We start from the raw sequence: 24,688 nt of genomic DNA, 5'->3' as shown, positions 1-24,688 counted from the left end.
CTCCTCGTCGCTCAGCCGGCCGACCACGAGTAGAAGGGCGTGGCCTCGGCGTCCCGCATGGTGGGATAGCGCGGGTCATAGGGCGTGATCAGGTCCTTCATCCGCCGGTTGGTCTCCTGGAACAGCGGATGGAGGCGGTTCTCGTACAGCTTGGCCCGGAACTCGATGTCGGACTCGACAAGATGCAGATAGAGCCCGTTGAACGAATACAGCGTCCGGCGCCTGGCGCCGATCTCCCGGGGCAGTTCGCTGGCGTCGTGCTCACCGAAGACCTTGGCGATCTCCGCTTCGTTTCCGGGTTCCACCCGCCCGATCATGAGGATGTTGTACTGCACCGCCGCTCCTTCGTCATTTCTCGGTCAGTGGCCTTTATCGTGCCAACGGTTACTTGACCTGTGATTGAGTCGATCACGACCGCCGATGGACCGGACGGCGGTCCGAGGCCGCTCAATTGCCGGTCAACCCCTGGCAATTAGCGTCGTTTTCCAGAATCAACGAAGGAGGGGCGATGAATGGTCTGGTGGAACGGACCGACTGCTGCATCGTGGGCGGCGGCCCGGCCGGAATGTTCCTCGGCCTGCTGCTCGCGCGCTGCGGTATCGGCGTGACCGTGCTGGAGAAACACGGCGACTTCCTGCGCGATTTCCGCGGCGACACCGTCCACGCCTCCACGCTCCGCCTGCTGGACGAGCTCGGGCTCGCGGACCGGTTCGCCAAGATCCCGCACCAGCGCATCGACCGGGTCCGTCTCCAGTTGGACGAGGGCACCTTCCACCTGCCCGACTTCACCCGCCTGCGGCCGCCGTACGACCACCTGGCCATGGCGCCGCAGTGGGACCTGCTCAACCTGCTGGCCGAGGCCGGGGCCGAGGAGCCGACGTTCCGGCTGCTGATGCGGGCGACGGCCGAGGGACTGATCCGCGAGGGCGGCCGAGTCGCCGGCGTGGTCTACCGCGACGCGGACGGGGCCCGGCACCGCCTTCCGGCCCTGGTGACGGTGGCCTGCGACGGACGTGACTCGGCGGTGCGGCGGCTCGCGGGGCTGGACCGGCACCGGCATGCGTTCGGAGCGCCGGAGGACACGCTGTGGTTCAGCTTCCCGCGGTCGCCCGACGACGCGCAGGGGCTCGTGATCCGCTTCTCCGCCGGCCGGGGCCTGGTGCTGGTCGACCGGGGCGACTACTGGCAGTGCGCCTACCTCATCCGGAAGGGCTCCTTCGACCGGCTCCGCGAGCAGGACGTCGACGTACTCCGGCGCGGGGTGACGGCCCTGCTGCCCTGGCTGGCCGACAGGGTCGGCACCCTCGCCTCGTGGGACGACGTGCGGGTGCTGGACGTGCGCATCGACCGGCTGGGGCGCTGGCACGCGCCGGGGGTGCTGTGCGTCGGGGACGCGGCGCACGCCATGTCCCCGATCGCCGGGGTCGGCATCAACCTGGCGATCCAGGACGCGGTGGCCGCCGCCCGGATCCTCGAACGACCGCTCCGGCGGGGCACGCCGCCGTCCCCGGGAACCCTCGCCCGGGTGCGGCGCCGGCGCCGCTGGCCCACGGCGGCGACGCAGACGATGCAGCGGCTCATCCAGCGGTCGGTGTACCCGCCGGACTCGTCCGGTGACGGCCATGCGAGCCCCGCGCGGCCGGCCGCGGAGGCGGGGAGGGCCCCGGTGCCCCTGCGGCTCCTGCGTCGCTTCCCGGCGCTCGGCGCGGGACCCGCACGCCTGGTCGGCCTCGGTCTGATCCGGGAGCGGCCGCCGGCGGCCGCGCTGCGTTCCCCCGCGGAGTCCTGATGCCGACCGGTCGCCGGCCGGTCAGCCCATCGCCGATAGCACCGTCAGCGGTCTCCCACCGGGTCGTCGCTGGGAGAGCAGTTCGGTCGTGTCCAGGTCGGCGGACAGGATCGCCTGCTGGATGCGGCTCAGCCAGTCGGTGGGCTCGATGCCCAGGTCTTGGACGAAGGTGTTCCGGAGCCGCTGATAGACCTCCAGCGCCTCGACCCGGCGCCCGGCCTGGTAGAGAGCGATCATGAGCTGGCCGTGCAGGCGTTCGTGCGTGCGGTGCTCGGCGACCAGCCCGGTCAGCTCGCTGACCAGCTCACGATGGCAGCCACGCTGCAGATCGGCTTCGATCCGCAGCTCCAGTACCCGCAGCACCGCCTCTTCCAGCCGGGCGCAGTGGACGGCGAGCCGGGGGCCGATGCGCACGTCGGTCAGGATCGGTCCATGGCACAGCTGCAACGCCGCACGCAGCTGTGCCGACGCCCGCGGATAGTCCCCGCGCTGGAACGCTTCCGTGCCGGAGCTGACGTGCTCGTCGAACACGTACAGGTCGAGGTTCTCCCGGTCGACCTTGAACTGGTAGGCGGCCGGCCTGGTCAGCAGGACGGCCTTGCCGCTGTCACTCCCCGAGCCCTGCCCCTGCTCGTGGCCCTGGTCGGGGTCGGGGTCGTGGTCGGTGAGGATCCGCCGGATCCGCAGTATGTAGGTCTGCAAGGTGTTGACCGCGCTGACCGGCGGGTTCTCGCCCCACAACTCGTGGATCAGCTCGGTCATCCTGACGGGCTTGTTGGCGTTGACCAGGAGCATGGCCAGTACCTGGCGCTGCTTGGCCGCGTTGGGGGTGATTCCCCGCCCACCATGCTCGATCCTGAGAGGACCCATGATACTGAATCGCAATTGACATCCCCGATCAAAAAACTGCTCGGCGGGAGCCGATGCCATCGAAGTGACTGGAACGCACTCCGCATGGACCTGGATCCTCGCTGTCCAGGCCAGGGGGAGCTTCGCCTAACGGCCGAGAGATTAGGTCGCCTGAGCTTAGGCCGGTCCTGCGGGAATTCGATGCTGGCAAGACACGGACTGCGGTGGCCTAGGTTGAGCATAAGCAAGTCTCCTGTTCCGTCCCACGAATGCCGGTCATACAGAATTTGATGTGCTCTTAAATACGGCTTCTGATATCGGATGTGCGATCGTGAATGCCTCGAAGGCTCACCCGCGGACGTCGACAGCGGGGGCAGGGCATTGACCACGACGAGGGATTCGGTTGCGTTTATGACCCGACCGCGGGGGCACTCTTCCGAGATCATGACTCTTCGCATAACCCCCCATAACACAGAGCGCAAGATAGCTCAAGTAAAGACGTGAGCGGCCCCGGCCGCAATCGTGGCAATCGCGTAACCGGACGGACGAGAGCTACGTGTTCTTACCGACACGTCCGTGCCGGAGGGGAGAACGTCAGGGCCAAGGCCCGATGCCGGACGGAAGCCGACTCAAATTCCCGGATATGACCCGAATTTAAGCATTTTATCAGAAATGGTCAACCGACGGTTTTCCCTCATGCGGCACGCCCTCTACGCCCGGCGGCGGACGAGCGAGACCCTCAAGCCGGCGCGCTTCTCAGCGGCCGAGGTCGGCCCCTGGCGTCGGCTCGTCCGGGCACAGGTTCTCTACCCACGGGCACCACGCGCCCTGGTCTTCCCGCCCGCTGAGGCGATCGGCTTCAGCGGCGGCCTGGATCAGTTGCGTGGTCGTGAGGGGAACGGCGGCCCCGTACACCCTCTCGGCCGCCACGGCTTGCAGTCTCACCGCATCGAGCTGCCGTCCCCTGGCCACGAGATCTCGTAGCACCTCAGCCCGAGTCATGCCCCGCATATTACGGACGTCAAAAGGTCGGAAGGAGTGCGCCGTCCGGTCTCCTATCGCGGGCGGGCGGCGTCACAGGGCCGCGGGGGCCGCGCTTCCAGGGAGGTCGGCGCCGAGCACGCCTTGCTCGTCGGCGTCGGACTCCGGCCGGTACCGGGGAAGTTGGGCGGCGGTCCTGGCGTACTCGCCGTCCGCTCCGGCATCGGTCCACGAGCCGCCCACCGCGATCGCCCGGCTGCACCCCGTTCTACCGGCGTTCACGCGGCGACCGCGAGCCCGCGTCCTGGTGCATCGGATTCCGTGCCCGGTGACGGTTCGCCTGCATCTCGACCCGGGCCGGGGACGGCCAGCGGACGTCGTGGGCGCAGCCCAGCCTTTCGAGCAGGCGGATCAGGGCCGCGCTGGGGTCGGTCTGCCCCTTGAGGACGCCATGGCGGGCGCTGGTCGGCTCGATGTGGTGCCAGTTGTGCCAGCCTTCCCCGAAGGTCAGGAGCGCCACCCAGCGGACGTTCGAGGAGCGGTCGCGGGCCGAGAAGGCCCGGTCGCCGAAGCAGTGCGCGATCGAGTTCACCGACCAGGTGACGTGGTGGACGACCGCGTAGCGGACCAGGCCGGCCCAGAAGAGGGCCGTCCAGAAACCCGCCCACGACCAGGAGAGCAGGCCCCCGGCGGCGGCGGGCAGCAGGAAGGACGCGGCCGCGATCGCCGGGTAGGCCGCGTCCACGCGGCGGATGTCGGGGTCGGCGAGCAGGTCGGGCACCCAGTGCTCGCGGTTGGACCGTCGCCGGGAACTGTAGAACCAGCCGACCTGGGCGTGCAGCAGGCCGCGCAGCAGAGCGAAGCCGGTGTCGCCGTAGGCCCAGGGTGAGTGCGGGTCGCCCGGCCTGTCGGAGTACTTGTGGTGCCTGCGGTGTTCGGCGGCCCACAGGGTGGGCGGCCCCTGGAGGGCCAGCGCGCCCGCCAGGGCGAACGCCACCCGGACCGGGCGGGGGCACCGGAACGAGCGGTGGGTCAGCAGGCGGTGGTACCCGACGCTGATGCCGAAGATGTTGACGGTGTACAGGACGAAGGCGAACAGGACGTCCAGCGGCCCGACCGCGCGTCCCCAGGCGACGGCCACTCCCGCGATCAGGGCGACGGGAGGCAGGACGACCAGGACGATCAGGTAGGCGTGCCTGCGGGTCTCGGAGACGTGGACCGTCTCCCCCGTCGCGAGATCCGCCATGGTTCCTCCCGGGGGTCGACCCTCATTGAACTGCGGGGGCGGCAGTGGACGGCAGTTGCCTGACGGGCAGGTAATCATCACCGAGTGAGTTGACGTCACTACTAAAAGTGTCAAATCCCTTGGCGGCGGCGCCTTGGATTCCTTACTCTCTGGATCCGGCCGGTCACGAGTTCGGAGTTGGTGCCATGCAGCCTGACGGGTATCTCGCCACCTACGACGCCCTCGCAAAGGCCGATCCGCCCGCCGCGCTGGCCCGGCTGGCCGGCTGGTTGCGCACCGACTGGCGGGATCTGTTCGCCGAGCTGCGCGCCGACCGGCCCGTCCTGGCGACCCCGGCCTTCACCCTCGTCACCCGGCACGCCGACGTCGTCGACGTCCTGTCCCGGCCGGCGTCGTTCCCGGTCAGCGCCTACCGGCCGTCGATGGAGGCCGCGCTCGGCGTCCCGTACATGCTGAGCTGCGACGGGACCCCGGTGAACTGGCGCGAGAAGGGCCTGATGCAGGCCATGCTCGCGCCTGAGGACGTCCCCGCCGTGCGCGCGCTCGCGGGTGAGCTCGCCGAGCGGGCCCTGGACGAGGCCGGCGGGGAGTTCGACGCGGTCCGCGACCTGTTCCGGAGCGTCCCGCTGAAGGTCTGCGCCCGCTACTTCGGTTTCCGCGGGCCCGACGAGCAGACGCTGTCCCGCTGGTCGCGGGCCATCATGACCGACGTGACCGCCAACTTCGCCGCCGAGCCCGGCGTGCGCGCCGCTTCGGTCGCCGCGGGCGAGGAGATGATGGCGTACCTGCGCGGCCTGGTCGCCGAGCGGCGGGCCGCGCCCGGCGGCGCGAGGACGGGCGGCGCCGACGTGCTCGGCCGGCTGGTCCGCACCCGGCTGCCCGCCGAGCTCGGCTTCGACGACGAGCGCGTCGCGGTCAACGTCGCCGGCCTGCTGCTCGGGTTCGTCGAGAACGCCGCCGGGTCCATGACGAACCTCGTGTCCGTGCTGCTCGGCCGGCCCGACCTGCACGCCGCGGCCGCCGCGGCCGCCGGTGACCCCGAACGGTTCGACCCGCACGTCTGGGAGGCGCTGCGGTTCGATCCCTTCCTGAAGATGATCGTCCGCTACTGCGCGCGCGACCACGTGCTGCCCAGCGGGGCGACCGTCCCGGCCGGACGCCTGGTCCTGGCCGCGGTCGCCTCCGCCATGTTCGACGACGCCGCCGTCGAGGATCCCGCGGCCTTCCGGACCGACCGGCCCGAGCACGCCTGGATGCACTTCGGACACGGCCCGCACGCCTGCCTGGGCGTGCATCCGGGCCGGGTCGTCATCGCCGAGACCGTCCGTCAGGTCATGCTGAGACCGGGTCTGCGCGCCGGCGGAGACGTGCGCCGCGACCGGGACGTCTTCCCCGACAGCTTCACCCTGCGGTTCGACGCCCCGGCGCGCGAGGGGGCATGAGCGTGGGAAAGGCTTACCCGAGCGCCCGCGGCATCGCCTCCGACGGCGCCCGCAACCGGCTGCGCTTCCTCGCGCTCACGCACGGGCGGCCGCTGTGGCGGCTCGCCGAGACCTCCACCGCGCTGCGCCGCCGCATCAACTCCGCCGTGATCGACCAGGCCGTCCGGGAGATGCCGCCGCGCCCCGAACCGCTGAGCACCATGGCCCCCTACACGTCCTGGTCCTCGCTGACCGACCGCACCTACAGCGGCCGCCACCTGCCGCCCGCCCCCGACCAGGAGACCGGCCGCCCGACGGTGGAGCAGGCCGCGGATCTGTTCGTCCGCGACGCCGAGATGACGCCCTGCCGCCGCTCCACCGTTCTGTTCGCCTACTTCGCCCAGTGGTTCACCGACGGATTCCTGCGCGGGGAGTCCCGCGAGCCCCGCGATCCGCGCCGCAGCACCTCCAACCACGAGATCGACCTCAACCCGCTGTACGGGCTGAACGCCGAGGCGACCGACGCCGTCCGCGCGCACGAGGGCGGCCTGCTCAAGAGCCAGCTCGTCAACGGCGGCGAGTTCCCGCCCTACCTCTGCGAGAACGGCGAGGTCAAGGCGGAGTTCTCCGCACTGACGGCGGTCCGCATGGAACGGCTCACCGATGCGCAGCGCGACACCCTGTTCGCGACCGGCGGAGACCGCGGCAACGTGCAGGTCGGGTTCACGATGATGACGGTGCTGTTCCTGCGCGAGCACAACCGGGTCGCCCGGACGCTCGCGGCGGAGAATCCCGGCTGGGACGACGAACGGCTCTTCCAGACCGCCCGCAACATCGTCATCGTCGAGGTCATCCGGCTGGTCGTCGAGGAGTACATCAACCACATCACGCCGTACCACTTCCGGTTCCTGCTGGACCCGCGCCTCGGCCACGCTCTCCGGCGCGCGCCCTGGCACCGCCAGAACTGGGCGTCGGTCGAGTTCAACCTGGTCTACCGCTGGCACAGCCTCATCCCCTCCAGCCTGGTCGTCGGCGGCGCCGAGCTGCCCACCGCGCGGACGCTCTTCGGGGGCGCCCTGATCCCCGGCCCCGGGCTCGGCCGGCTGTTCGAGGACGCCTCCGAGCAACGCGCGGGACGCATCGGCCTGTTCAACACCGACCCGATCCTGCGCGAGGTCGAGATCTCCTCGATCGCCGACGGCCGTGCCCTGCAGCTGGCCCCCTACAACGACTACCGCGCCCATTGCCGCTTCCCCAGGGCGCGCGGCTTCGCCCAGGTCTCGGGCGACCCGCGCGTGCAGGAGGCCCTGGCCGAGCGCTACCGGAGCGCCGACGACCTGGAGCTGTACGTCGGCCTGTTCGCCGAGGAGCCCGGATCGTCCGCCGCCGTCCTGCCGCCCCTCCTCACCAAGATCATCGCGATCGACGCGTTCTCGCAGGCGCTCACCAACCCGCTGCTGGCCCCGCGGGTGCTGAACGCCGCGACCTTCACCCGCACCGGCCTGCGGACGATCGCCGAGACCCGCTCGCTCGGCGACGTGCTGGCCCGCAACACCCCCGAGGACCCGCGACCCCGGTTCGTCAGCATGACGTGGCGCGGGGCGCCGCGATGACCGCGGGCGGCGGACCGGGCGACGCGCCCGGCGGCGGACCGGGCGGCGAGGTTCCCGGGGCGCGGCTGCGGGCCGCCGCCCGGGAGCTCGCCGAGATCGCGCACACGCTGCGCGAGGCGTCCGCGCACGCCACGGCCGCGCTCGCCGATCCGCAGGTCGCCGCCGCCGCGTGCCGCGCACCGCGGGAGGGATGGCGTGCGCAGCGGGCCCTCGCCCGCGCCATCACCGACCCCGCCGGGCTCGGCTGGGCCCCGTCGGGCGGCCTGCTCGGCGCCCTCGGCGCCAAGCTCGGCGGGCTGGCCGGCACGGCGAGCCTGCCCGTCGCGATCATGACGACGTCGCTGCGGCTGCGCATCACCGCGGTCGCCCTCGCCGATCCCTCGCTCACCGAGGACCCGCTGGTGCACCGGCTGATCGAGGCGGCCGGCGAGGGCCGGGGCGGCGTGGTCGGGGCCCTGCGCGACCTGGCCCGGGAGCGCGGGGCGGCGGGCACGCTCACCGCCGTGTCCCCCGTCTTCAGCGAGTTCCTCGCGCTGCGGGCGCTGCTCGACCGGAACCCGCTGAACGACCACACCGCCTGGCTCATCGCCACCGGCATGGGCGCCGCGACCGCCGACCCGCTGACCGGGCTGAGCAACCGCGCCATCGCGCGGCTGGACCGCGGCCTCGGCGCCGCCGTGCGCGCCGAGCCGACCGATCAGGAGGCCGCGCGGTTCTGCCGGGAGGCGTCCCTGCTCGGCCTGCTCGGCGACCTGATCGCGATCGGGCCGACCGGCCGCGCGCTGGTGCTCACGGTGCGCGGTCCCGACGGCGTCGAGCGGTACGTCCTGCTGGCGCCCGGGATGCGGCTGGGCGCGCCCGACGACGTCTCGCCCGCCGACCTGCTCGGCGCGTTCAGCAGCACCGTCCTGGACAGCGGCCCCTACAGCCGTTCCCTCGCCAAGGCGATCGCCGACCGCCGGATCCCTCCCGGCGCCGACCTCGCCCTGATCGGCCACAGCGCCGGCGGCGCGGCGGTCATGAGCCTGAGCCAGGACGCCGCGCTCAACGCGCGCTACCGGCTCACCCACGTCATCGCGATCGGCTCGCCGATCGATTTCAAGGAGCCCGCCGACCCCGCGACCTGGGTCGCGAGCATCACCAACCAGCACGACATCATCCCGAGCCTCGACGGGCAGGGCACCGGGAACTGCTTCGAGGGGCAGCCCGGCCGGTACGTCGTGGACTACACCGATCCGACGCATCTTTTCCCCGCCTGCCACAGCCTCGATCAGTACGCCGCCAACATCGAGCACGACCTCCCCGAGGCACGCGCGTGCATCGAGCGGCAGCTCGCGCCCTACAACGGCCCCGTCGTTCAGCGCCGGCTCTACCGGCTCTACGACGACGCGCGCCGTCCGGCGGGCTTCCCCTTCCTCACCGTCGCCTCCCGCGCCGAGTCCACTCCCGACGGCCCGGTGGAGCTGCCCGCGCGAACGTCGGACGCGGCGGGCCTGACGGCCTGGTTCACCGTCGACGCCGCCTCGGCCGCCGCCGTGCTCGGACAAACCGGCGGAACCGTTCCGGTCCGTGCCGGCACCCGGGCGCTGGTCGCGCTGCACGTCCACGACCACAGGGAGAGCACGCTCGGTCCGCACCACGAGATCACCCTCGGTGTGCTGGTCCACGATCCGTGGTGCCCCCGGCCCGTCGGTGTCTGGCGGGACCTGCTGCGCCGGCCGCAGCTGCGCGGCGCCGGCCTGTGGACGCTCGGCACGGCGCTGGGCACTCCCGCCGCCGGCGCCGCCCACCGGAACCTGTGGAGCGAGGACGCCTTCACCGCCCCCACCCGCGTCCATCTGGACGGCCAGGCCGCCGCCCTCGCCGTCGGCACCCCGGACGACCGCGTCCTGACCTTCGCCGGGCCGCTCGGCCCGAGCAGCCCGTGGCGCTCGGGCGATCTCGTCCTCTACTCCGCGCGGACGGACGCCACGCTGCGCTCGCACGTCCACACCCATGGACCGTCCCGCCTGCACCCCGCACCGCGAGCACGGTTGCACGCCGGTGCCGGCGACCATCTCCTGGCCGACCGGTTGCGCGCGCTCGGCCTGGATGGCGCCCGGCCGATCCTCTGCCACAGCAGCCCGCACCAGATGCTCCGGCGGGATGCGGGCACCCTCGTCTTCCCCGCTTAGGAGGCCGCCTTGCCCGCCCGCCGTCCGGTCGCCGACTCCGCCGACCTGCTGCTCTCCGACGCCGAGGCCGTCGACCGCGCCACGGCCCGCCTGCGCGCCCTGGCGCGGCGACTCCAGGACGATCCGGCGACGCCGCCGTGGTTCGCCGCCGTCGCCGGCGCCCACATCAAGGCCGCCACGATCGCCGCCGCCGACCTGTCTCGCGCGGCGGCCGACCTGCGCGCCTTGTCCGAAGCGGCCCGGCGCTCCACCGCCCCGCTGCTCCGTGTGCCGCGCCAGGGCAGAGCGGGCCTCCGCTCTTCGCGCAGCCCGGACGCCACCACGCGATACGACACCTGAACCTCACCGAATCCAGCCTGTATACGGTTTATCCCGCATACACCTGAGTGAGTGCGGTCGAAAAGGTCCGGCCGCAGCCGTTCAGTTGGCCCTGGCGGGGATGCGGACGCCCTTGCTCAGCGCGGCGTCGTGCAGGACCACGGAGACCGGCTGCGCGGTGGCGGGGATCTCGAAGATCAGCAGGCCGGTGAACTTGTCGCCGGGAGTCAGCACCTTGGCCTGCGAGGTGTTGCGCACATCCGCGGCGCCGCCCTTCACCATCGCCCGAGCGTCGTATGACACGTCGCCGTCGTCCACCAGCTTCTGCCGGTCACGGGAGAGCGTGCGGGTGTCGGTCCCGGTGTTGGTCACGGTGATCCTGACGCGGCACAGCCTGTTGCCGGTGTAGGGCTTGATGCCGCGCACTGTGACGCCGCAGGAGACCGACGACGCCACGAAGGTGAACTGGCCGTCCCTGGCCGGCTGGTTCTGCTGGCCGTCGGTGGGCTGGAAGTAGCGGTACCCCACGATTCCCGCGACGACCATCAAGCCGACGACCACCGCGGCGGCGATCAGGCAGCCCATGCAGCCGCGACCGCGTCGCTGTCTCGGGGGCGCCTGGGCCATCGGCGGAGGCGGCGTCCACGGCGCCGGATGCGGCGGCGGCATGGGTCTCGGCGGCGCCGGTCTCGGTGGCATCGGGGCCGGCTCGTAGGCCCGGGTCGGGGCCCGCACGCCCTGCGGCGGGGACGGCGGGATCCACGGCGGCGGCAGCGCCTCGGCCTGCCAGTTGCGGGTCAGTTCGGCGTCGACGGCGGCCTGCGCCGCGCTGGGCGACGCCGCCGCGGGCGCAGCGCCGGACACCAGTTCCAGCAACAGCTCCTGGGCTTGCGGACGGCGCGCCGGGTCGGGGTTCAAGGCGCGCTCGACCAGCGCCCGCAGCGGCCCGGCCAGGCCGGTCAGGTCGTGCTCGCCGTTCTCGGCACGGGCCGCCATCGTCATGACGGTGCCGGTTCCGTGCGGGTGGCGTCCGGTTCCGGCGAAGGCCACCAGGCAGCCCCACGCGAAGACGTCGGCCGCCGTGGACACCTCGCCGAGCAGCACCTGCTCGGGCGCCATCCACCCCGGCGTGCCGACGACGAACCCCGCCTGGGTGTGCCCCGAAGCCGCGTCGGTGGCCCGGGCGATCCCGAAGTCGATCACCCGCGGGCCCGACACCGACAGCATCACGTTGGGCGGCTTGAGGTCCCGGTGGATCAGCCCGGCGGCGTGGATCGCGGTCAGCGCCGCCGCCACCCCCACCGCGACGCCGTGCAGGGTGCCGTCCGGCAGCGCCCCTCCGGTCTCGATGTAGTCGTCCAGCGGGGTGCCGTCCACGTACTCGGTGACCAGATACGGCCGCCCGGCCTCCTCACCGTGGTCCAGCACCTTCGCGGTGCAGAACGAGGCCACCCGCCGGGCGTTGCGCACCTCGTCGCGGAACCGGGCCCGGAAGCCCTCGTCGGCCGCCAGCTCCTCGCGGATCACCTTGATCGCGGCGTATCGCCCGCCGTCGTCCCGGCCCAGGTAGACGGCGCCCATGCCGCCCTCGCCCAGCCGGCCGACCAACTCGTACTCTCCGATGACTCGCGGGTCACCAGGCCGCAGCGGCTCGCTCCTGCTGGGCAGTTGCGTACGCCTTGTCTGCTCCTGCACAGGGCAAACCCTTCTATGCGTACGATCTTGGAGCGGCCTGAAACAAACCTATCCAACTCGCGGAGACCGAGAAGGCCAGCATGGCCACAAAGGCGACGTTTCGCCAAGGCTCGTAAATCCGAAAGCCGGTGAGCCACGACCGCGCCCGTCTGCGACGTACCACCGCACAGGGCCGGACCGGCGCATGCGATGAGAGCTGGACAACAGATCTCGATCGGCTCTGAACAGTCCCGCCGGCGACGGGTGACCGAGTCCGCGCGCAGGGGCTCCACATCCGCGTAGGGGCTTGTACCAATCCGACAGGTCGGTTGCAGTTCGCCCGAAATGCGATAAACGTACCGGAGCGTACCGGTCGGCACATTGGCGGGCGATGTGCCGATGTCTCTGCGTCCGGGCTCGGCCCGCGACCACGGACGCGACCCGTCACCGTCAGGTGATGCGGGAGAAGCGACGGGCCGCCCAGGTCAGGCCGCCGGCCGCGAGCGCGGCCATCAATCCGCATTCGAGTACTACCGGCGGATGCCACGACCCGAGGCTCAGCGGCTGGAACAGCTGGGGCGGCGCGGCGGGCAGGTAGGCCGCGATGGTGCGGCGCATCACGTCCACCGCATAAGTGAGCGGGTTGGCCAGCGCCAGTCCCGCCATCCACGAGGGCATCGCGCTGAGTGGGAAGAACGAGCCGGACAGGAACACCAGCGGCGCGATGATGACGGTCAGCACGGTGCCGAAGGTCTGCGGACGGCGGATGAGCGTGGACAGCAGCACGCTCAGAATGGTCATGGTCAGCGAGACGAGCACCAGCTCGCCCAGCAGCAGCGCGATCAGGACGCCGTCGAAGGGGACACCGACCAGCCCCGCGGTGGCGAGCAGGATGGCGGCCTGGCAGCTGGCCACCGTCGTCCCGCCCAGGCACTTCCCGACCAGCAGTGAGCCGCGGTGGACGGGGCCCGCGAGCATCTCGCGCAGGAAGCCGCCCTGCCGGTCCCACATGATCGAGGTGCCGGTGGCGAGCGCGGGCCCCTGCGCGGCGGTCACCAGCGCCCCTGAAAAGAGGAAGAGCTGATAGGCGTCCCCACTGGGACCCGGCATCAGGTTCGCCAAGCCGACGCCGAGGATGAACAGGAACACCAGCGGCTGGACCAGGGAGATGGCGGCCCCGAGGCGGTCCCGCCTGAAGTGCAGCATCTCGCGCCGCCACACCATCCCCATGGCGCGCAGCTCCGCCCGCGGCCCGCCCGTGCCGGGCTCGGACGACGCGGGGACCCTTACGACGCTGGACGCGGCGTCCGGTGCGCCGGGCGGTTCCGCCGGGGCCTCGTCGCGGATCCGGTGCCCGGTGTGGTGCAGGAAGACGTCGTCCAGGCTGGGCGAGGTGACCCGGGCCTCGTACACGGGGACGTCAAGCTCGGTGAGCAGCCGCGGCAGCACCCTTGCCCCGCCGGGGACCTGGAAGCGCAGCCCCTGGCCGTCCCGGGTGACGTCCAGGCCGAGGCGCTCGCCGATCAGCAGTGCCGCGGCCGCGTCGTCGCCGGTGCGCAACTCCACCCGGTCGGCGCCGAGCACCGATTTCAGCTCGGCGGGGCTGCCCTGGGCGACGATCCGGCCCGCGTCGATGATCGCGATGCGGTCGCACTGCTCGGCCTCTTCGAGGTGGTGCGTGGTCAGGAAGAGGGTGACCGCCTCGTTCTCGCACACGTGCCGCAGGTAGCGCCACACCTGGGCGCGCGCGTTCGGGTCCAGCCCGATCGTCGGCTCGTCCAGGAACAGGATCTGCGGCCGGTGCAGCAGCGCCCGCGCGATCTCCAGGCGGCGGCGCATGCCGCCGGACAAGTCATGCACCACCCGGTCGCGGCAGCCGGTCAGCCCCACCAGCGCGAGCGTCTCCTCGATGCGCGCCGGGACCCGCGCCGGCGGGACGTCGTACAGGTCGGCGTGGAACCTCAGGTTCTCGGCCGCGGTCAGTTCGGCGTCCAGGGTGCTCTCCTGGAAGATCAGCCCGATCCGGCGGCGCGCCGCCGCCGCGTCGGTCCGCGTGTCGTGGCCGGCGATCTCGACCCGGCCGGAGGTGGGCACCGCCAGCGTGCACAGCATCGCGATCGTGGTGGTCTTGCCCGCTCCGTTGGGCCCGAGGAACCCGAAGCTCTCGCCCGGGGCGATCGTCAGGTCGACCCCGTCCACCGCGTCGACGCCGGGGTAGCGCTTGCGCAGACCCGTCGCCCTGATCGCGGGCGTCGCCCGGGCGGGTCCGGCGGGCGCGGTGGCGGTGTCCGGCCGCACGTTCACGACCGTCCCGCGATGTCGGCGAACCAGGTGTCGGGGACGTTGCAGCCGAAGCTCCACCGGTGCCGCCGCGTCGGGTTGACGATGCAGTGCCAGAACAGCCGGTCCGGGTCCTGCTCCACCTTGAAGAACCGCGCCAGCCTGGGCCGTTCCGGCAGCGTGATCAGCTCACGGGTCTCGGGGTGCTGGTACCGGAAGAACGAGGTGTGCTCGGGGTCGGGGAAGTCCTCGTCGAAGTCGATCAGGTACATGCGCCAGCCCGGCTGGTCCTCGTTGGTGTGCCACAACCGGTAGCTCGACGGCGGATACCACATGCTGCCGGACAGCCGGACCTCGCCGCTGAAGACCTTCTCCAGTGCTTCGACCAGCCGGGTCTTGGCCGCATAGTAGGCGTCGTAGCCCGCGTGCTCGACGTGCTCGTCCAGGTTGATGAGGTGGAAGTCGCGCCGGCTCGCCGGGCCCGCCTGGGCGCCCGGCCCGGCCCGCCACCGGTGGTACTCCGCGCTGCCCGGGACCATCGAGGTGGAGCTCAGGTCCTCCGCGCGGAACTCCTCGTCGAAACGCGCGAGGTCGACCGTGGACGGCTTGATCTTCAACGCCGGCAGTTCGTCGATGACGGCGGCGAACCCGGGGATCTGGTCCATGTCGTACTCGTGGTGGTAGAAGGAGGTCTCCTCGGTCGCGGCCGGCGCCGGACGAACCGCGGACGCGGCCTCGGGAATGTCCACCGCTGAGGACGCCACCGCGAGATCCCGGCCGTCGAAGAAGTAGCCGTGCGCCCGGCCGAAGCGGACCATCTCGGCGACCCCGGTCATGGCCTTCATCTGCTGCCTGACCTCGCCGTCCTGGAGGGCGACTCGCAGGAAGGCCGCACAGGACTCAACGGACATGTGTTACATCACTCCTCGGATCGAGCGGGTGCGGGCGGGGCGTCCAGCAGCAGCGCCGAAGGGACCCGCCCGGGATGGGCCAGCCGCAGGAAGTGCATCCCGAAACCGGACATGCCGAGCATCAGCCCGGGGAAGAAGCCGCTGGTGGACGTGGGCGGCGCGTCCTCGAGGTTGCGCCACTGCGCCTGCACCTGGACGTTGGCCTCCAGGCGGAACGCCGGCTCGTCCGCCAGCAGCGCGAACCGCAGGAACAGTTCGGCGTTCCCCGACCGGCCATGGCACAGCGAGTCGTTCATCAGGCGCGGGAAATTGCGCATCGTCGCCGTCAGCGCCTGCCTCGCCTCGGTCAGCAACGCGTCGTCGTCCTTGCCGAGCAGGGCCCAGCTCTGGATGCGGCTCAGCCCGATGCCCGAGGCGCCGTTGCACCAGGCGTTGGCGTAGTGGCGTCCCCGCCACAGCGTGCCGCCCGGAAATTCGCGCAAGTCGTACCAGTCCTGTGCACTCTGGTCGAAGTGGCGGGACTCGTAGGCGAAGGCCCGCCGGCCGGCCGCGACGTACTCGGGCCGGTCGGTGAGCCGGCCCAGCGCGATCAACGCCCAGCCGACGCCGCCGGCCCCGTGGGACAGCCCGGTCAGGTTGGCCCCGGCGGCGCCGAGGTCGGAGCCGGGCCAGGAGAGGGTGTCGCCGTCGGCCTCCGCGCGGCGCAGCAGATGGGCCGCGCACCTGTGCGCCTGCTCCAGGCCCCGGCCGTCCGCCGCGCCGGCCAGCCCGATCAGCACCGGGATGAGCCCGGCCGCGCCGTGGAAGACGTCCAGGTGCTCGTCCCGGTCGATGCGCGCGGCCAGCTCGTCGCTCAGTTCGAGGGCACGGTCGAGCAGGGCGCGTTCGGCCCACAGGTGGTGCAGGTGCGTGAGGATGTAGATCATGCCGCCGAGCCCGGTGAACGCGCCGATGCGGGTCCGGTCGACCGTGGCGGCGGCGTGGTCCAGCGCCCGCCGCGCGGCCGCGTGGAACTCCGGACGCGGTGCGAGGGCGTCGAGGTAGGCCAGGAACAGGGCGATGCCGCCCGAGCCGTTGTAGAGATCGCCCTCGATGTCGACCTCGTCCCGCCCCTCGCCGGTGATCACGAAGGATGTCCACGGGGCGGGCGCGCCGGGCTCGCGGAGCATCGCGCAGAGCTGCTCCGCGAGCCCCGCCGCCCGCTCGACGCACGTGGCGGCGAAGTCGGTGCTGGTGACGTCGCCGCCGGACAGCCCGGCGGCGATGTACTGGCGCTGCTGGGCGCGGTTCTGCGCGGAAAGCCCCCTGATCCGCGCGGCGGCGTGGGCGAGCGGGCTCACCTCCAGCTCCGCCTCGACGGCCGATTCGTGGTCGTGGACGAGCCCGGTGCGGCCCGCCTCGACGCTGAACAGCGGAACGTCCTGGCGCCACATCGACACCGTCTCCCAGTCCGGGAGGGCGGCGTCCTGGTCCCATTTGCGGGGGAAGGTGCGCACGGTGTTGATCAGCAGGTCGGCCTCGAGCGGTTCCAGCAGGCAGCGGGGGTGCCGGGCCGCCGCCAGCAGTTGCGAGTAGACCTGGGTGCTCCAGTTGATGAAACGGACGCTGGAACCGGCGAACAGCCCGGAGACGCACGCGATCGCCTCGTCGGGTCGCTGCTGGAACCACTCGTAGACCCGGTCGAAGCCGGATCCGATGGCATCGGCGAAGTCCTCGGCGTGCGTCAGCTCGTCGCCGATGAACACCCGGTTGGCGGCCCCCGGGTCGACGCGCACCCCTTCGCGGTACGTGACGGACGATTCGAAGGACTGCCGCCGGTCGACCTGGGGCACCGGCATCGGCATCTCGTAGCCGCCGCCGCCGGTGTACCCGCTGATCCGCATCTCGCCCTCGGGCGCCGCGCCGCCCCTCGGCCACTCGATCAGGCCGGTCTTGAAGACCGAGTCCATCAGGGTGCCCGACGGGCGCGGGTGCCCCTTCGGCAGGGCCCCGAGCACCGTCTCGCAGTCGCAGATGAAGGCGTGGCCGTCGGCGATGAGGACGTTCTCGAAGTGCAGGTCGCCGCCGCCCAGCACGTAGAAGATCGCCAGGTAGCCGCCGAGCTCGGCGTAGACGTGCTCGGCCTGGGCCCGGGTGGCGACGCGGTTGCGTCCCTCCGGGATCAGCGCCTCGAAGCCGTATCCGTCCTTCGGGAGCACGGCCCGCTCGGCGTAGCCGAGGACGCCGTCGTCGCGCAGCCGCGCCAGCAGCCCCTGCAACCCGACCTCGCCCTCGAGGCCACGGGGCTTGTAGACCACGCGATCGTGCCCGCCGTCCGCCAGCTCGACCTCGACGATCGCGACGCTGCGGCCTCCGGCGTGGTGGTCCGAGCGGCCGAGCTGGACGGTGCGCACCGTCGTGACCGGCCGCCCGAAGAACGCCCCGGACAGTTCGGCCGCGTCGTCGCGGAGCCGGGCGAGCATCTGGGCGCCATGCTCGGCGAGCAGCCCGGTGGCCTGGGCCAGCCATCGGCCGAGGAGGGGGAACTCGAGGTAGAAGCGGTGGTAGGCGTCGGAGTCGGCGAACGTCTTGCCGAGGTAGGCGAGGTAGTCCTCGCGGGTCGCGCTCGCCGGGTCGATGCCGTGCAACCGGCAGTGCACCTTCGCGTCAGCCTCCACCGCCCAGGCCAGCGCCAACTCGAAACGGTCGAGCAGGTAGACCTGGAAGTCGGTCACCAGGCGGGGGGCGACGCGGACCGAGGACGCGGCGCCGTCGTCGATCGCCCAGGTGAGGCGGCGGCCGAGCTCGGCCAGGAAGGGCTCGCAGGCGATGGCGAGCCGGCCGTAGTAGACGTCGTCGTCGTCGCGCCAGACCGCCGCCGCGGACGCGTCGCCCGCGGGGTCGAACCCGTCCAGGGCTTCGCGGTAGGCGGGCAGCCAGTTCTCGTGGAGCTCGGCCAGCGTGCGGCCCAGCCGGCCGTCCGGATCGGTGAGGCCGAGCTCGTGCCGACGGTAGGTCCGCAGGATCTCGGCGAGCGACTGCTCGGTCGGCCGGGCACGCCCCTGCCGCGGGCTGGTCTCCGCGCTGAACTTGGCGGCCAGCTTGGCGGCCAGCCGGTCGATCTTCCAGACGTCGAAGGCGCCCAGCGGCTCCGCGGCGGCGGGCGGCCCCAGGTCGGACACGATCTGGATCCGTTCGGACAGGTTGGCGGCCCGGGCCGCGAGGTCCACGGGGTAGGTCGGCTTCACGCGGGTGGACTCCTCGGCTGCGTCGAAAGGGCGGGTGATGGGCCGATGGCTTCGGCCCATCGGTGCTTCCGCACGTCCGGCCCAGAGCCGGGGTGCTTCGGCGGATCCGTCCTACTTGGTGCTTCCGTCGCACGCGAAGGTGAACGGGCCCGAGCTGCAGGTCGACGCGCAGGCGTAGGCGTCGACGGCGGCGACACCCTCGGTCCAGTAGCCCAGGGACGCGGCGTCCTGCTGCTCGACCGCCGTCGGGACGGCGGTGGCGGGCACGCCGAAGCGTCCCGCTCCGGTGAGCAGTTCGGCGCGGAAGTCCGCGTCGGCGGCGGCGTGCCGAAGAATGGTGCTCGGTGACATTTTTCCTCCTGATCTGATGCTGCTCATTCGACCGTCTTGGGCGCCAGCCTTATGCCGAGCTGCCGCTCGGCCCGGCGGAGCTCCTCGACGGCGGTGTCCATTTTTTCCTTGTCATTCTGCCAGTCGATCAACTCTCTTTCCTCGGCGGATATGCCGACCCGGGTCCAGAAGAACTCGAGCCAGGTCTTGGTGGCCTGCGGGTGAAGATCGCGGATCGGCGCGATGTCGGCCGGGAATTCCTCATTGCGGACCTCGAGCGCGAGTTTGAGCATCTCCCGCATCCTCCCGTCCGGCGGCAGCACCGAACACAGGAGCATGAGGCTCTGAATCTGCCGGACGGTCTCGATGCCCTTGTGCTTCGTCAGATCGCTGAGCGGCTTGGGGTCAGATCTCATGACTCACCGTCCTCGTGTTCTCGTGCTCGACGGCGCGTTATCTTCCGTCGAGGCCGACAGCCGATGATTACTCTTCATGGTGCCTTCATTACTCAGAGTGACCGTAACAAGGAGGTCCTGGCAGGTCAATGGCTCGACAGCTAAACGGCCAGATCGGTCGATACCGAACCAATAGAACTTATCGATGACCGAGAAGAACCTTGTGGCCTGATTTGTAAAGGCCCCAGCGCGTACGGAAACGCCAGGTTCCCATTCCGCGGCGGCAGCATTTACCGACGCCCACGGGCGCATGGATCCGGTGGTCCTGGTGCTCGGCGAAGCGTCCAGGGGGCGGAGCCGCCTCGCTCCAAGAAGGCACGACCACCGGGCGCCTGCCGCGCTCGCCCCAGCGCCCGACAGCGGCTCTCCGCCACGGCCGCGGCACCTCACCCAACCGCTCCGCCGCGAGTTCGGCCGCCTCCGCGCGGCGGACGGCCGGCGGGCCGAGGATCCCGGACTCGCAACGTGCCCCGGCGTCAGGATTCCGTTCCACGAGGTAGCCGTTCCCGTGATGATGGCGGCATCGGAGACCGGGGCCGCAGCTCCGCGACTTTCCACACTGAGGACGTAAATTCGCTGTTAAATCCGTAATTCGCCCGCCGCCGTGTCCCCTTTCGGCCAGTAGTGTCCGGAGCGTGCTGATCAGCCCCCATGAGCAGGAGCGCCTGCTGCTGCATGTCGCAGCGTCGGTCGCGCACGGACGCCGGGCTCGTGGCCTGCGTCTCAACCATCCGGAGGCGACCGCGGTCATCGCGGTCCACGTCCTGGAGGGCGCTCGGGACGGACGCTCGGTGGCCGAGCTGATGGAGTCCGGCCGCGCGGTGCTGACCCGGGAGGACGTCATGGAGGGCATTCCGGAGATGCTCGACTCGGTGCAGATCGAGGCGACGTTTCCCGACGGCACCAAGCTCGTCACCGTCCACCGGCCCATCCCGTGAGCGGGCGCCCGCTCGTTCCCGGGGAGGTCGTCCCGGGCGACGGCCCTCCGGTCCCCCTCAACGCCGGCCGGCCCCGTGTCGCCGTCACCGTCGTCAACACCGGTGACCGTCCCGTCCAGGTCGGCTCCCACTACCACTTCGCCGTGGCGAACCCCGCGCTGGAATTCGACCGCTCCGCCGCCTGGGGCCACCGGCTGGACGTTCCGGCCGGCACCTCGACGCGGTTCGAACCCGGACTGACCAGGGAGGTCGCCCTGGTGCCGCTCGCCGGGAACCGGATCGTGCCGGGGCTGCGGCCCGAACAGGCCGGAGCGCTGGATGACTGAGCTGTCCCGGGCCCGGTACGCGCAGTTGTACGGTCCCACCGCCGGAGACCGGGTGCGGCTGGCCGACACCGACCTGTTCATCGAGGTCACCGAGGACCGCAGCCGCGGCGCGTCGGCCGGCGACGAGGTGGTCTTCGGCGGCGGGAAGGTGATCCGCGAGTCGATGGGCCAGGCGCGCACCACCCGCGCGGACGGGGCCCTCGACCTGGTCGTCACCGGTGCCGTGGTGCTCGACCACTGGGGCGTCGTCAAGGCCGACGTCGGGATCCGCGACGGCCGGATCGTCGCGCTCGGCAAGGCCGGCAACCCCGACACGATGGACGGCGTGCATCCGGACCTGGTCATCGGACCGTCCACCGAAGTGCTCGCCGGCAACGGCCGCATCCTGACGGCAGGGGCCGTGGACTCCCACGTCCATCTCATCTGCCCCCAGCTGCTGGACGAGGCGCTGGGCTCCGGCGTCACCACCCTCGTCGGCGGCGGCACCGGCCCGGCCGAGGGGACCAAGGCCACCACCGTGACCGGCGCCTGGTACCTCCCCCGGATGCTGGAGTCGCTCGACTCCTGGCCGGTGAACGTCGCGCTGCTCGGCAAGGGCAACACGGTCGGCGAGGAGGCGCTCTGGGAGCAGTTGCGCGCCGGGGCGTCGGGCTTCAAACTGCACGAGGACTGGGGCTCCACCCCGGCGGCCATCGACGCCTGCCTGCGCGTCGCCGACGCGTCGGGCGTCCAGGTCGCCCTGCACTCCGACACCCTCAACGAGGCCGGATACGTCGAGTCGACGCTCGGCGCCATCGCCGGACGGTCGATCCACGCCTACCACACCGAGGGCGCGGGCGGCGGGCACGCGCCCGACATCATCACCATCGCCGGGCACCCCAACGTGCTGCCCTCCTCCACCAACCCGACCCGGCCGCACACCGTCAACACCCTGGACGAGCACCTCGACATGCTCATGGTGTGCCACCACCTCGACCCTTCGGTGCCCGAGGACCTTGCCTTCGCCGAGTCCCGCATCCGGCCCACGACCATGGCCGCCGAGGACGTCCTGCACGACCTGGGCGCGATCTCGATGATCGGCTCTGACTCCCAGGCCATGGGACGGATCGGCGAGACCGTCATCCGCACCTGGCAGACCGCCCATGTCATGAAGCGCCGCTACGGCTCCCTCAACGCCGCGGGCGGCCCCGCCGAACCGGCGGACAACCTGCGAGCCCGCCGGTACGTCGCCAAGTACACGATCAACCCGGCCATCGCGCACGGCCTGGACGACGAGGTCGGCTCGGTGGAGCCGGGAAAGCTCGCCGACCTGGTGCTGTGGCACCCGGCCTTCTTCGGCGTCCGCCCGCAGGTGGTCGTGAAGGGCGGGGTGATCGCCTGGGCGGCGATGGGCGACGCCAACGCCTCGATTCCCACCCCGCAGCCGGTCCTGCCGCGCCCGATGTTCGGCGCCGCGCCGCTCACCGCCGCCGCCACGTCGGTGCACTTCGTCGCGCCCGCCGCCGTCGACGCGGGCCTCGCCGACCGGCTGTCGGTGAACCGCGCCCTCGTGCCGGTCAAGGACACCCGGCGGCTCGGCAAGGCGGACATGGTCCTCAACGACGCGCTGCCGCGGATCGACGTCGACCCGGACACGTTCACGGTGTCGATCGACGGCGACGAGGTCGAGCCCGCCCCGGCGACGGAGCTGCCGATGGCGCAGCGCTACTTCCTGTTCTGATGACCCTGCCGGCGCTGCTGCTGCTTCTCGCCGACTCGCGCCTTCCGGCGGGCGGCCACGCCCACTCGGGCGGCCTGGAGCCGGCGGCGGGCGCGGGCGCGGTCACCGACCTCCCGTCGCTGGCGGCCTTCCTGCACGGACGCCTCGCCACCGCCGGGCTGGTCGCCGCCGCCCTCTCGGCCGCCGCCTGCGCCCACGCCGCCCGCACGATGAACGGCACGAACGGCAGTGCCGGACGCGGCGGTGGCCCTCATGGGCACGAGGCTTGGACGGTGCTCGACGCGGAGACCGACGCCAGGATGCCGTCGCCCGCCGCGCGGCGAGCCTCCCGAGCGCAGGGCAGATCGCTGCTGCGCGCGGTTCGCGGCACGTCGCCGCATCCGGTGCTGGACGAAGTCGGGGTATTCCCGGCACCGCACCACCCGCTCGTCCTCGGCGCGGCCGTCGCCGTCGCCGGTGGCTCGCCCGCTGAGGCAGCCTCGGTCAGCGCCTACGGAGCGATCACCGGACCGGCGTCCGCGGCCGTACGGCTGCTCGGGCTGGACCCGCTGGCCGTGCACCGCGCGCTCGCCGACCTCGCCCCGGAGGTGGACGCGGTCGCCGCCGAGGCCGCCGGTTTCGCGGACCATGCTCCGGAGGCACTACCGGCCGTGTCGGCGCCCGCCCTCGACATCTTCGCCGAACTGCACCTCCGGACGGATCTACGCCTGTTCGAATCCTGACGACCGGACGGCACAGACCCAAGGGCCGACACGAGACGGCGGCGATCGTCCGATCCGGAACCGCCGGAAGAGAGGAAGACGCGATGGGCGCGAACCATGATCACGACCCCCACCCGGCGCCGTCCGCCAGAGGGCGGGCGCTGCGGCTGGGCGTCGGCGGGCCGGTCGGGAGCGGCAAGACCGCCCTGGTGGCGGCGCTGTGCCGGACGCTCCGCGACGGCCTGCGCCTGGCGGTGGTGACCAACGACATCTACACGACCGAGGACGCCGACTTCCTGCGCCGCAACGCGGTGCTGTCGGACGACCGGATCATCGCCGTCCGCACCGGATGCTGCCCGCACACGGCGATCCGCGACGACATCTCCGCCAATCTGGACGCCGTCGAGTCGCTGGAGCAGCGGCACGGACCGCTCGATCTCATCATCGTGGAGAGCGGCGGCGACAACCTGACCGCGACGTTCAGCCGGGGTCTCGTCGACCGGCAGATCTTCGTCCTCGACGTCTCCGGCGGCGACAAGGTCCCCCGCAAGGGCGGCCCCGGGGTGAGCGGCGCGGACCTGCTGGTCGTCAACAAGACCGATCTGGCCCCGCTCGTCGGCGCCGACCTCGGGGTCATGGACCGCGACGCGGCACGGGTCCGCGGCGGCAAGCCGGTGATCTTCAGCTCGCTGCGCGAGCGTCCCGGCGCGCCGGAGGTGGCGGGCTGGGTGCGGTCCGTCCTCGCCGAGACGCGGGGCGCCGGAGCAGCGCCGGAGACCGCACGTCCGGAGACCGCGCGTCCGGCCGCCCCCGGGGCCCCGTGACCCGGCACTACACGGCGCACGCCGCCGTCCGCGCCGACCGCGACGCCGCCGGGCGGACCGTGCTCACGACGCTGCGCTCCGACGGGCCCTACGCGCTGCGCGCCACCCCGGAGGCCGTCTACCTGGTCGGAGCCGCGGCGGGACCGCTCGGAGGCGACCGGCTGCACCTCGACCTGGACGTCGCGGCGGGCGCAACCCTGACCGTGCGGTCCGTCGCGAGCGCACTGCTGCTCCCCGGCGGGCCGGCCGGGCCCGAAGGCGAGTCCAGGGCGTCCGTGCGGGCCACGGTCGGGTCCGGGGCGCACCTGGACCTCGCCCCGGAGCCGGCGGTCGCGACGGCGGGCTGCCGCCACCGGTCCGTCACCGACCTCACCCTGGCGGGCGACGCCACGCTCCGGTGGCGCGACGAACTCGTCCTCGGCCGGCACGGTGAACCCGCGGGCCGCTACACCGGCCGCGTCGACGTCACCCTCGGCGGCAGGCCCCTGCTGCGGCACGAGCTGCGGCTGCCCGACCGCGTCCTCCACACCAGCGGTGCCGTCCTCGGCGACGCGCGCTGTACCGGAAGCGTGCTGCTCGTCGGTCCCGGCCTGGCGAAGGACGCCTACGCCGCCGACGGGCTGGCGGTGATGCCGCTCGACGGGCCGGGCGTGCTGGTCACCGCGCTCGCGCCCGACTCGGCGACGCTCCGCGGGCGGCTCTGCCACGGGGAGAAGCACGCCGGTGGCTGAGGACGCCGGTGGCTGAGGACGCGGGGGGCTGAGGACGCGGGGGGCTGAGGACGCGGGGGGCTGAGGACGCGGGGGGCTGAGGACACCGGGCGCTGGGGACGCCGGCGCGACCCCACCGAAGGTCAGCGGCGCCGGTGAGGTTCAGTTGACGCATCGGATACAAAGCAGAATTACTGCGGA

General features: G+C 72.1%; 22 protein-coding genes. 11 read left to right on the top strand and 11 right to left on the bottom strand.

The genetic code is table 11. The annotated features are described in order from the left end of the window. Positions 1–11 precede the first annotated feature (11 nt). Positions 12–335, bottom strand: coding sequence for a TcmI family type II polyketide cyclase (locus SM418_RS26690; RefSeq protein ID WP_371943903.1), 324 nt, complete (start codon positions 333–335; stop codon positions 12–14). A gap of 173 nt (positions 336–508) precedes the next feature. On the opposite strand from SM418_RS26690, the gene SM418_RS26685 reads away from it, so the two are divergent. After that, complete coding sequence (locus SM418_RS26685) at positions 509–1,789, top strand: FAD-dependent oxidoreductase (RefSeq protein WP_371943904.1); 1,281 nt, start codon at positions 509–511, stop codon at positions 1,787–1,789. A 21-nt stretch (positions 1,790–1,810) separates the two neighbouring features. Here the strand turns inward: SM418_RS26685 and SM418_RS26680 are convergent, their stop codons facing one another. The 4 genes from SM418_RS26680 to SM418_RS26665 form a co-directional block, all read right to left on the bottom strand. Next, positions 1,811–2,659: an AfsR/SARP family transcriptional regulator gene (locus SM418_RS26680; protein WP_371943905.1), complete on the bottom strand. Its 849-nt coding sequence runs from the start codon at positions 2,657–2,659 to the stop codon at positions 1,811–1,813. Between the two features lie 735 nt (positions 2,660–3,394). Next, the gene (locus tag SM418_RS26675; RefSeq protein WP_371943906.1) at positions 3,395–3,640 is read right to left on the bottom strand and encodes a hypothetical protein; all 246 of its coding nucleotides are present in this window, start codon (positions 3,638–3,640) and stop codon (positions 3,395–3,397) included. 72 nt (positions 3,641–3,712) lie between these two features. Next, positions 3,713–3,901: a hypothetical protein gene (locus SM418_RS26670; protein ID WP_371943907.1), complete on the bottom strand. Its 189-nt coding sequence runs from the start codon at positions 3,899–3,901 to the stop codon at positions 3,713–3,715. After that, positions 3,888–4,865: an acyl-CoA desaturase gene (locus tag SM418_RS26665; protein ID WP_371943908.1), complete on the bottom strand. Its 978-nt coding sequence runs from the start codon at positions 4,863–4,865 to the stop codon at positions 3,888–3,890. The genes SM418_RS26670 and SM418_RS26665 overlap by 14 nt, the downstream gene beginning before the upstream one ends. A gap of 185 nt (positions 4,866–5,050) precedes the next feature. Between SM418_RS26665 and SM418_RS26660 the strand changes: the two genes are divergently transcribed. Genes SM418_RS26660 through SM418_RS26645 form a run of 4 tightly spaced genes read left to right on the top strand, consistent with a single transcriptional unit; the run spans position 5,051 to position 10,412 of the window. Beyond that, positions 5,051–6,307: a cytochrome P450 gene (locus SM418_RS26660; RefSeq protein ID WP_371943909.1), complete on the top strand. Its 1,257-nt coding sequence runs from the start codon at positions 5,051–5,053 to the stop codon at positions 6,305–6,307. Then, the gene (locus SM418_RS26655; RefSeq protein ID WP_371943910.1) at positions 6,304–7,899 is read left to right on the top strand and encodes a peroxidase family protein; all 1,596 of its coding nucleotides are present in this window, start codon (positions 6,304–6,306) and stop codon (positions 7,897–7,899) included. Before SM418_RS26660 ends, SM418_RS26655 begins: the two co-directional genes overlap by 4 nt. Continuing rightward, positions 7,896–10,073: a lipase family protein gene (locus SM418_RS26650; protein WP_371943911.1), complete on the top strand. Its 2,178-nt coding sequence runs from the start codon at positions 7,896–7,898 to the stop codon at positions 10,071–10,073. The genes SM418_RS26655 and SM418_RS26650 overlap by 4 nt, the downstream gene beginning before the upstream one ends. 9 nt (positions 10,074–10,082) lie before the next feature. Continuing rightward, on the top strand, positions 10,083–10,412 hold the full coding sequence (locus SM418_RS26645; protein ID WP_371943912.1) for a hypothetical protein: 330 nt from the start codon (positions 10,083–10,085) through the stop codon (positions 10,410–10,412). 81 nt (positions 10,413–10,493) lie between these two features. Here the strand turns inward: SM418_RS26645 and SM418_RS26640 are convergent, their stop codons facing one another. The 6 genes from SM418_RS26640 to SM418_RS26615 all read right to left on the bottom strand — a co-directional run bounded on the left by SM418_RS26640 (position 10,494) and on the right by SM418_RS26615 (position 19,229). Continuing rightward, positions 10,494–12,086, bottom strand: coding sequence for a serine/threonine-protein kinase (locus tag SM418_RS26640; protein ID WP_371943913.1), 1,593 nt, complete (start codon positions 12,084–12,086; stop codon positions 10,494–10,496). 429 nt (positions 12,087–12,515) lie between these two features. Then, entirely contained in the window at positions 12,516–14,363 is a 1,848-nt protein-coding gene (locus tag SM418_RS26635; protein WP_371943914.1) for an ATP-binding cassette domain-containing protein, read from the bottom strand. A gap of 2 nt (positions 14,364–14,365) precedes the next feature. Continuing rightward, positions 14,366–15,256, bottom strand: a complete 891-nt coding sequence (locus tag SM418_RS26630) for a Nif11-like leader peptide family natural product precursor (RefSeq protein ID WP_371943915.1) — start codon at positions 15,254–15,256, stop codon at positions 14,366–14,368. An 8-nt stretch (positions 15,257–15,264) separates the two neighbouring features. Further along, positions 15,265–18,483 (bottom strand): type 2 lanthipeptide synthetase LanM family protein, encoded by a 3,219-nt coding sequence (locus SM418_RS26625; protein ID WP_371943916.1) that lies wholly within the window; start codon positions 18,481–18,483, stop codon positions 15,265–15,267. A gap of 111 nt (positions 18,484–18,594) precedes the next feature. Further along, positions 18,595–18,834 carry a cinnamycin family lantibiotic gene (locus SM418_RS26620; protein ID WP_371943917.1) on the bottom strand — a complete coding sequence of 80 codons (240 nt, stop codon included), beginning with the start codon at positions 18,832–18,834 and terminating at the stop codon, positions 18,595–18,597. Between the two features lie 23 nt (positions 18,835–18,857). Further along, entirely contained in the window at positions 18,858–19,229 is a 372-nt protein-coding gene (locus SM418_RS26615; protein WP_371943918.1) for a DurN family substrate-assisted peptide maturase, read from the bottom strand. Between the two features lie 674 nt (positions 19,230–19,903). Here SM418_RS26615 and SM418_RS26610 point away from each other — a divergent pair. From SM418_RS26610 to SM418_RS26585, 6 genes are all read left to right on the top strand, one after another. After that, a complete protein-coding gene (locus SM418_RS26610) occupies positions 19,904–20,206 on the top strand; it encodes an urease subunit gamma (RefSeq protein ID WP_371943919.1) in 303 nt (100 codons plus the stop codon). After that, a complete protein-coding gene (locus SM418_RS26605; RefSeq protein ID WP_371943920.1) occupies positions 20,203–20,532 on the top strand; it encodes an urease subunit beta in 330 nt (109 codons plus the stop codon). The genes SM418_RS26610 and SM418_RS26605 overlap by 4 nt, the downstream gene beginning before the upstream one ends. Next, complete coding sequence (locus SM418_RS26600) at positions 20,525–22,252, top strand: urease subunit alpha (protein WP_371943921.1); 1,728 nt, start codon at positions 20,525–20,527, stop codon at positions 22,250–22,252. Before SM418_RS26605 ends, SM418_RS26600 begins: the two co-directional genes overlap by 8 nt. Continuing rightward, complete coding sequence (locus SM418_RS26595) at positions 22,252–22,974, top strand: urease accessory protein UreF (protein WP_371943922.1); 723 nt, start codon at positions 22,252–22,254, stop codon at positions 22,972–22,974. The genes SM418_RS26600 and SM418_RS26595 overlap by 1 nt, the downstream gene beginning before the upstream one ends. A gap of 83 nt (positions 22,975–23,057) precedes the next feature. After that, positions 23,058–23,777, top strand: coding sequence for an urease accessory protein UreG (gene ureG / locus SM418_RS26590; protein WP_371943923.1), 720 nt, complete (start codon positions 23,058–23,060; stop codon positions 23,775–23,777). Next, positions 23,774–24,508 (top strand): urease accessory protein UreD, encoded by a 735-nt coding sequence (locus tag SM418_RS26585; protein ID WP_371943924.1) that lies wholly within the window; start codon positions 23,774–23,776, stop codon positions 24,506–24,508. The genes ureG and SM418_RS26585 overlap by 4 nt, the downstream gene beginning before the upstream one ends. Positions 24,509–24,688 lie beyond the last annotated feature (180 nt).

The organism is Actinomadura chokoriensis (genome assembly GCF_041463665.1).
GTDB lineage: Bacteria > Actinomycetota > Actinomycetes > Streptosporangiales > Streptosporangiaceae > Spirillospora > Spirillospora chokoriensis_A.
This window is presented reverse-complemented; position numbering and strand designations above follow the sequence as displayed.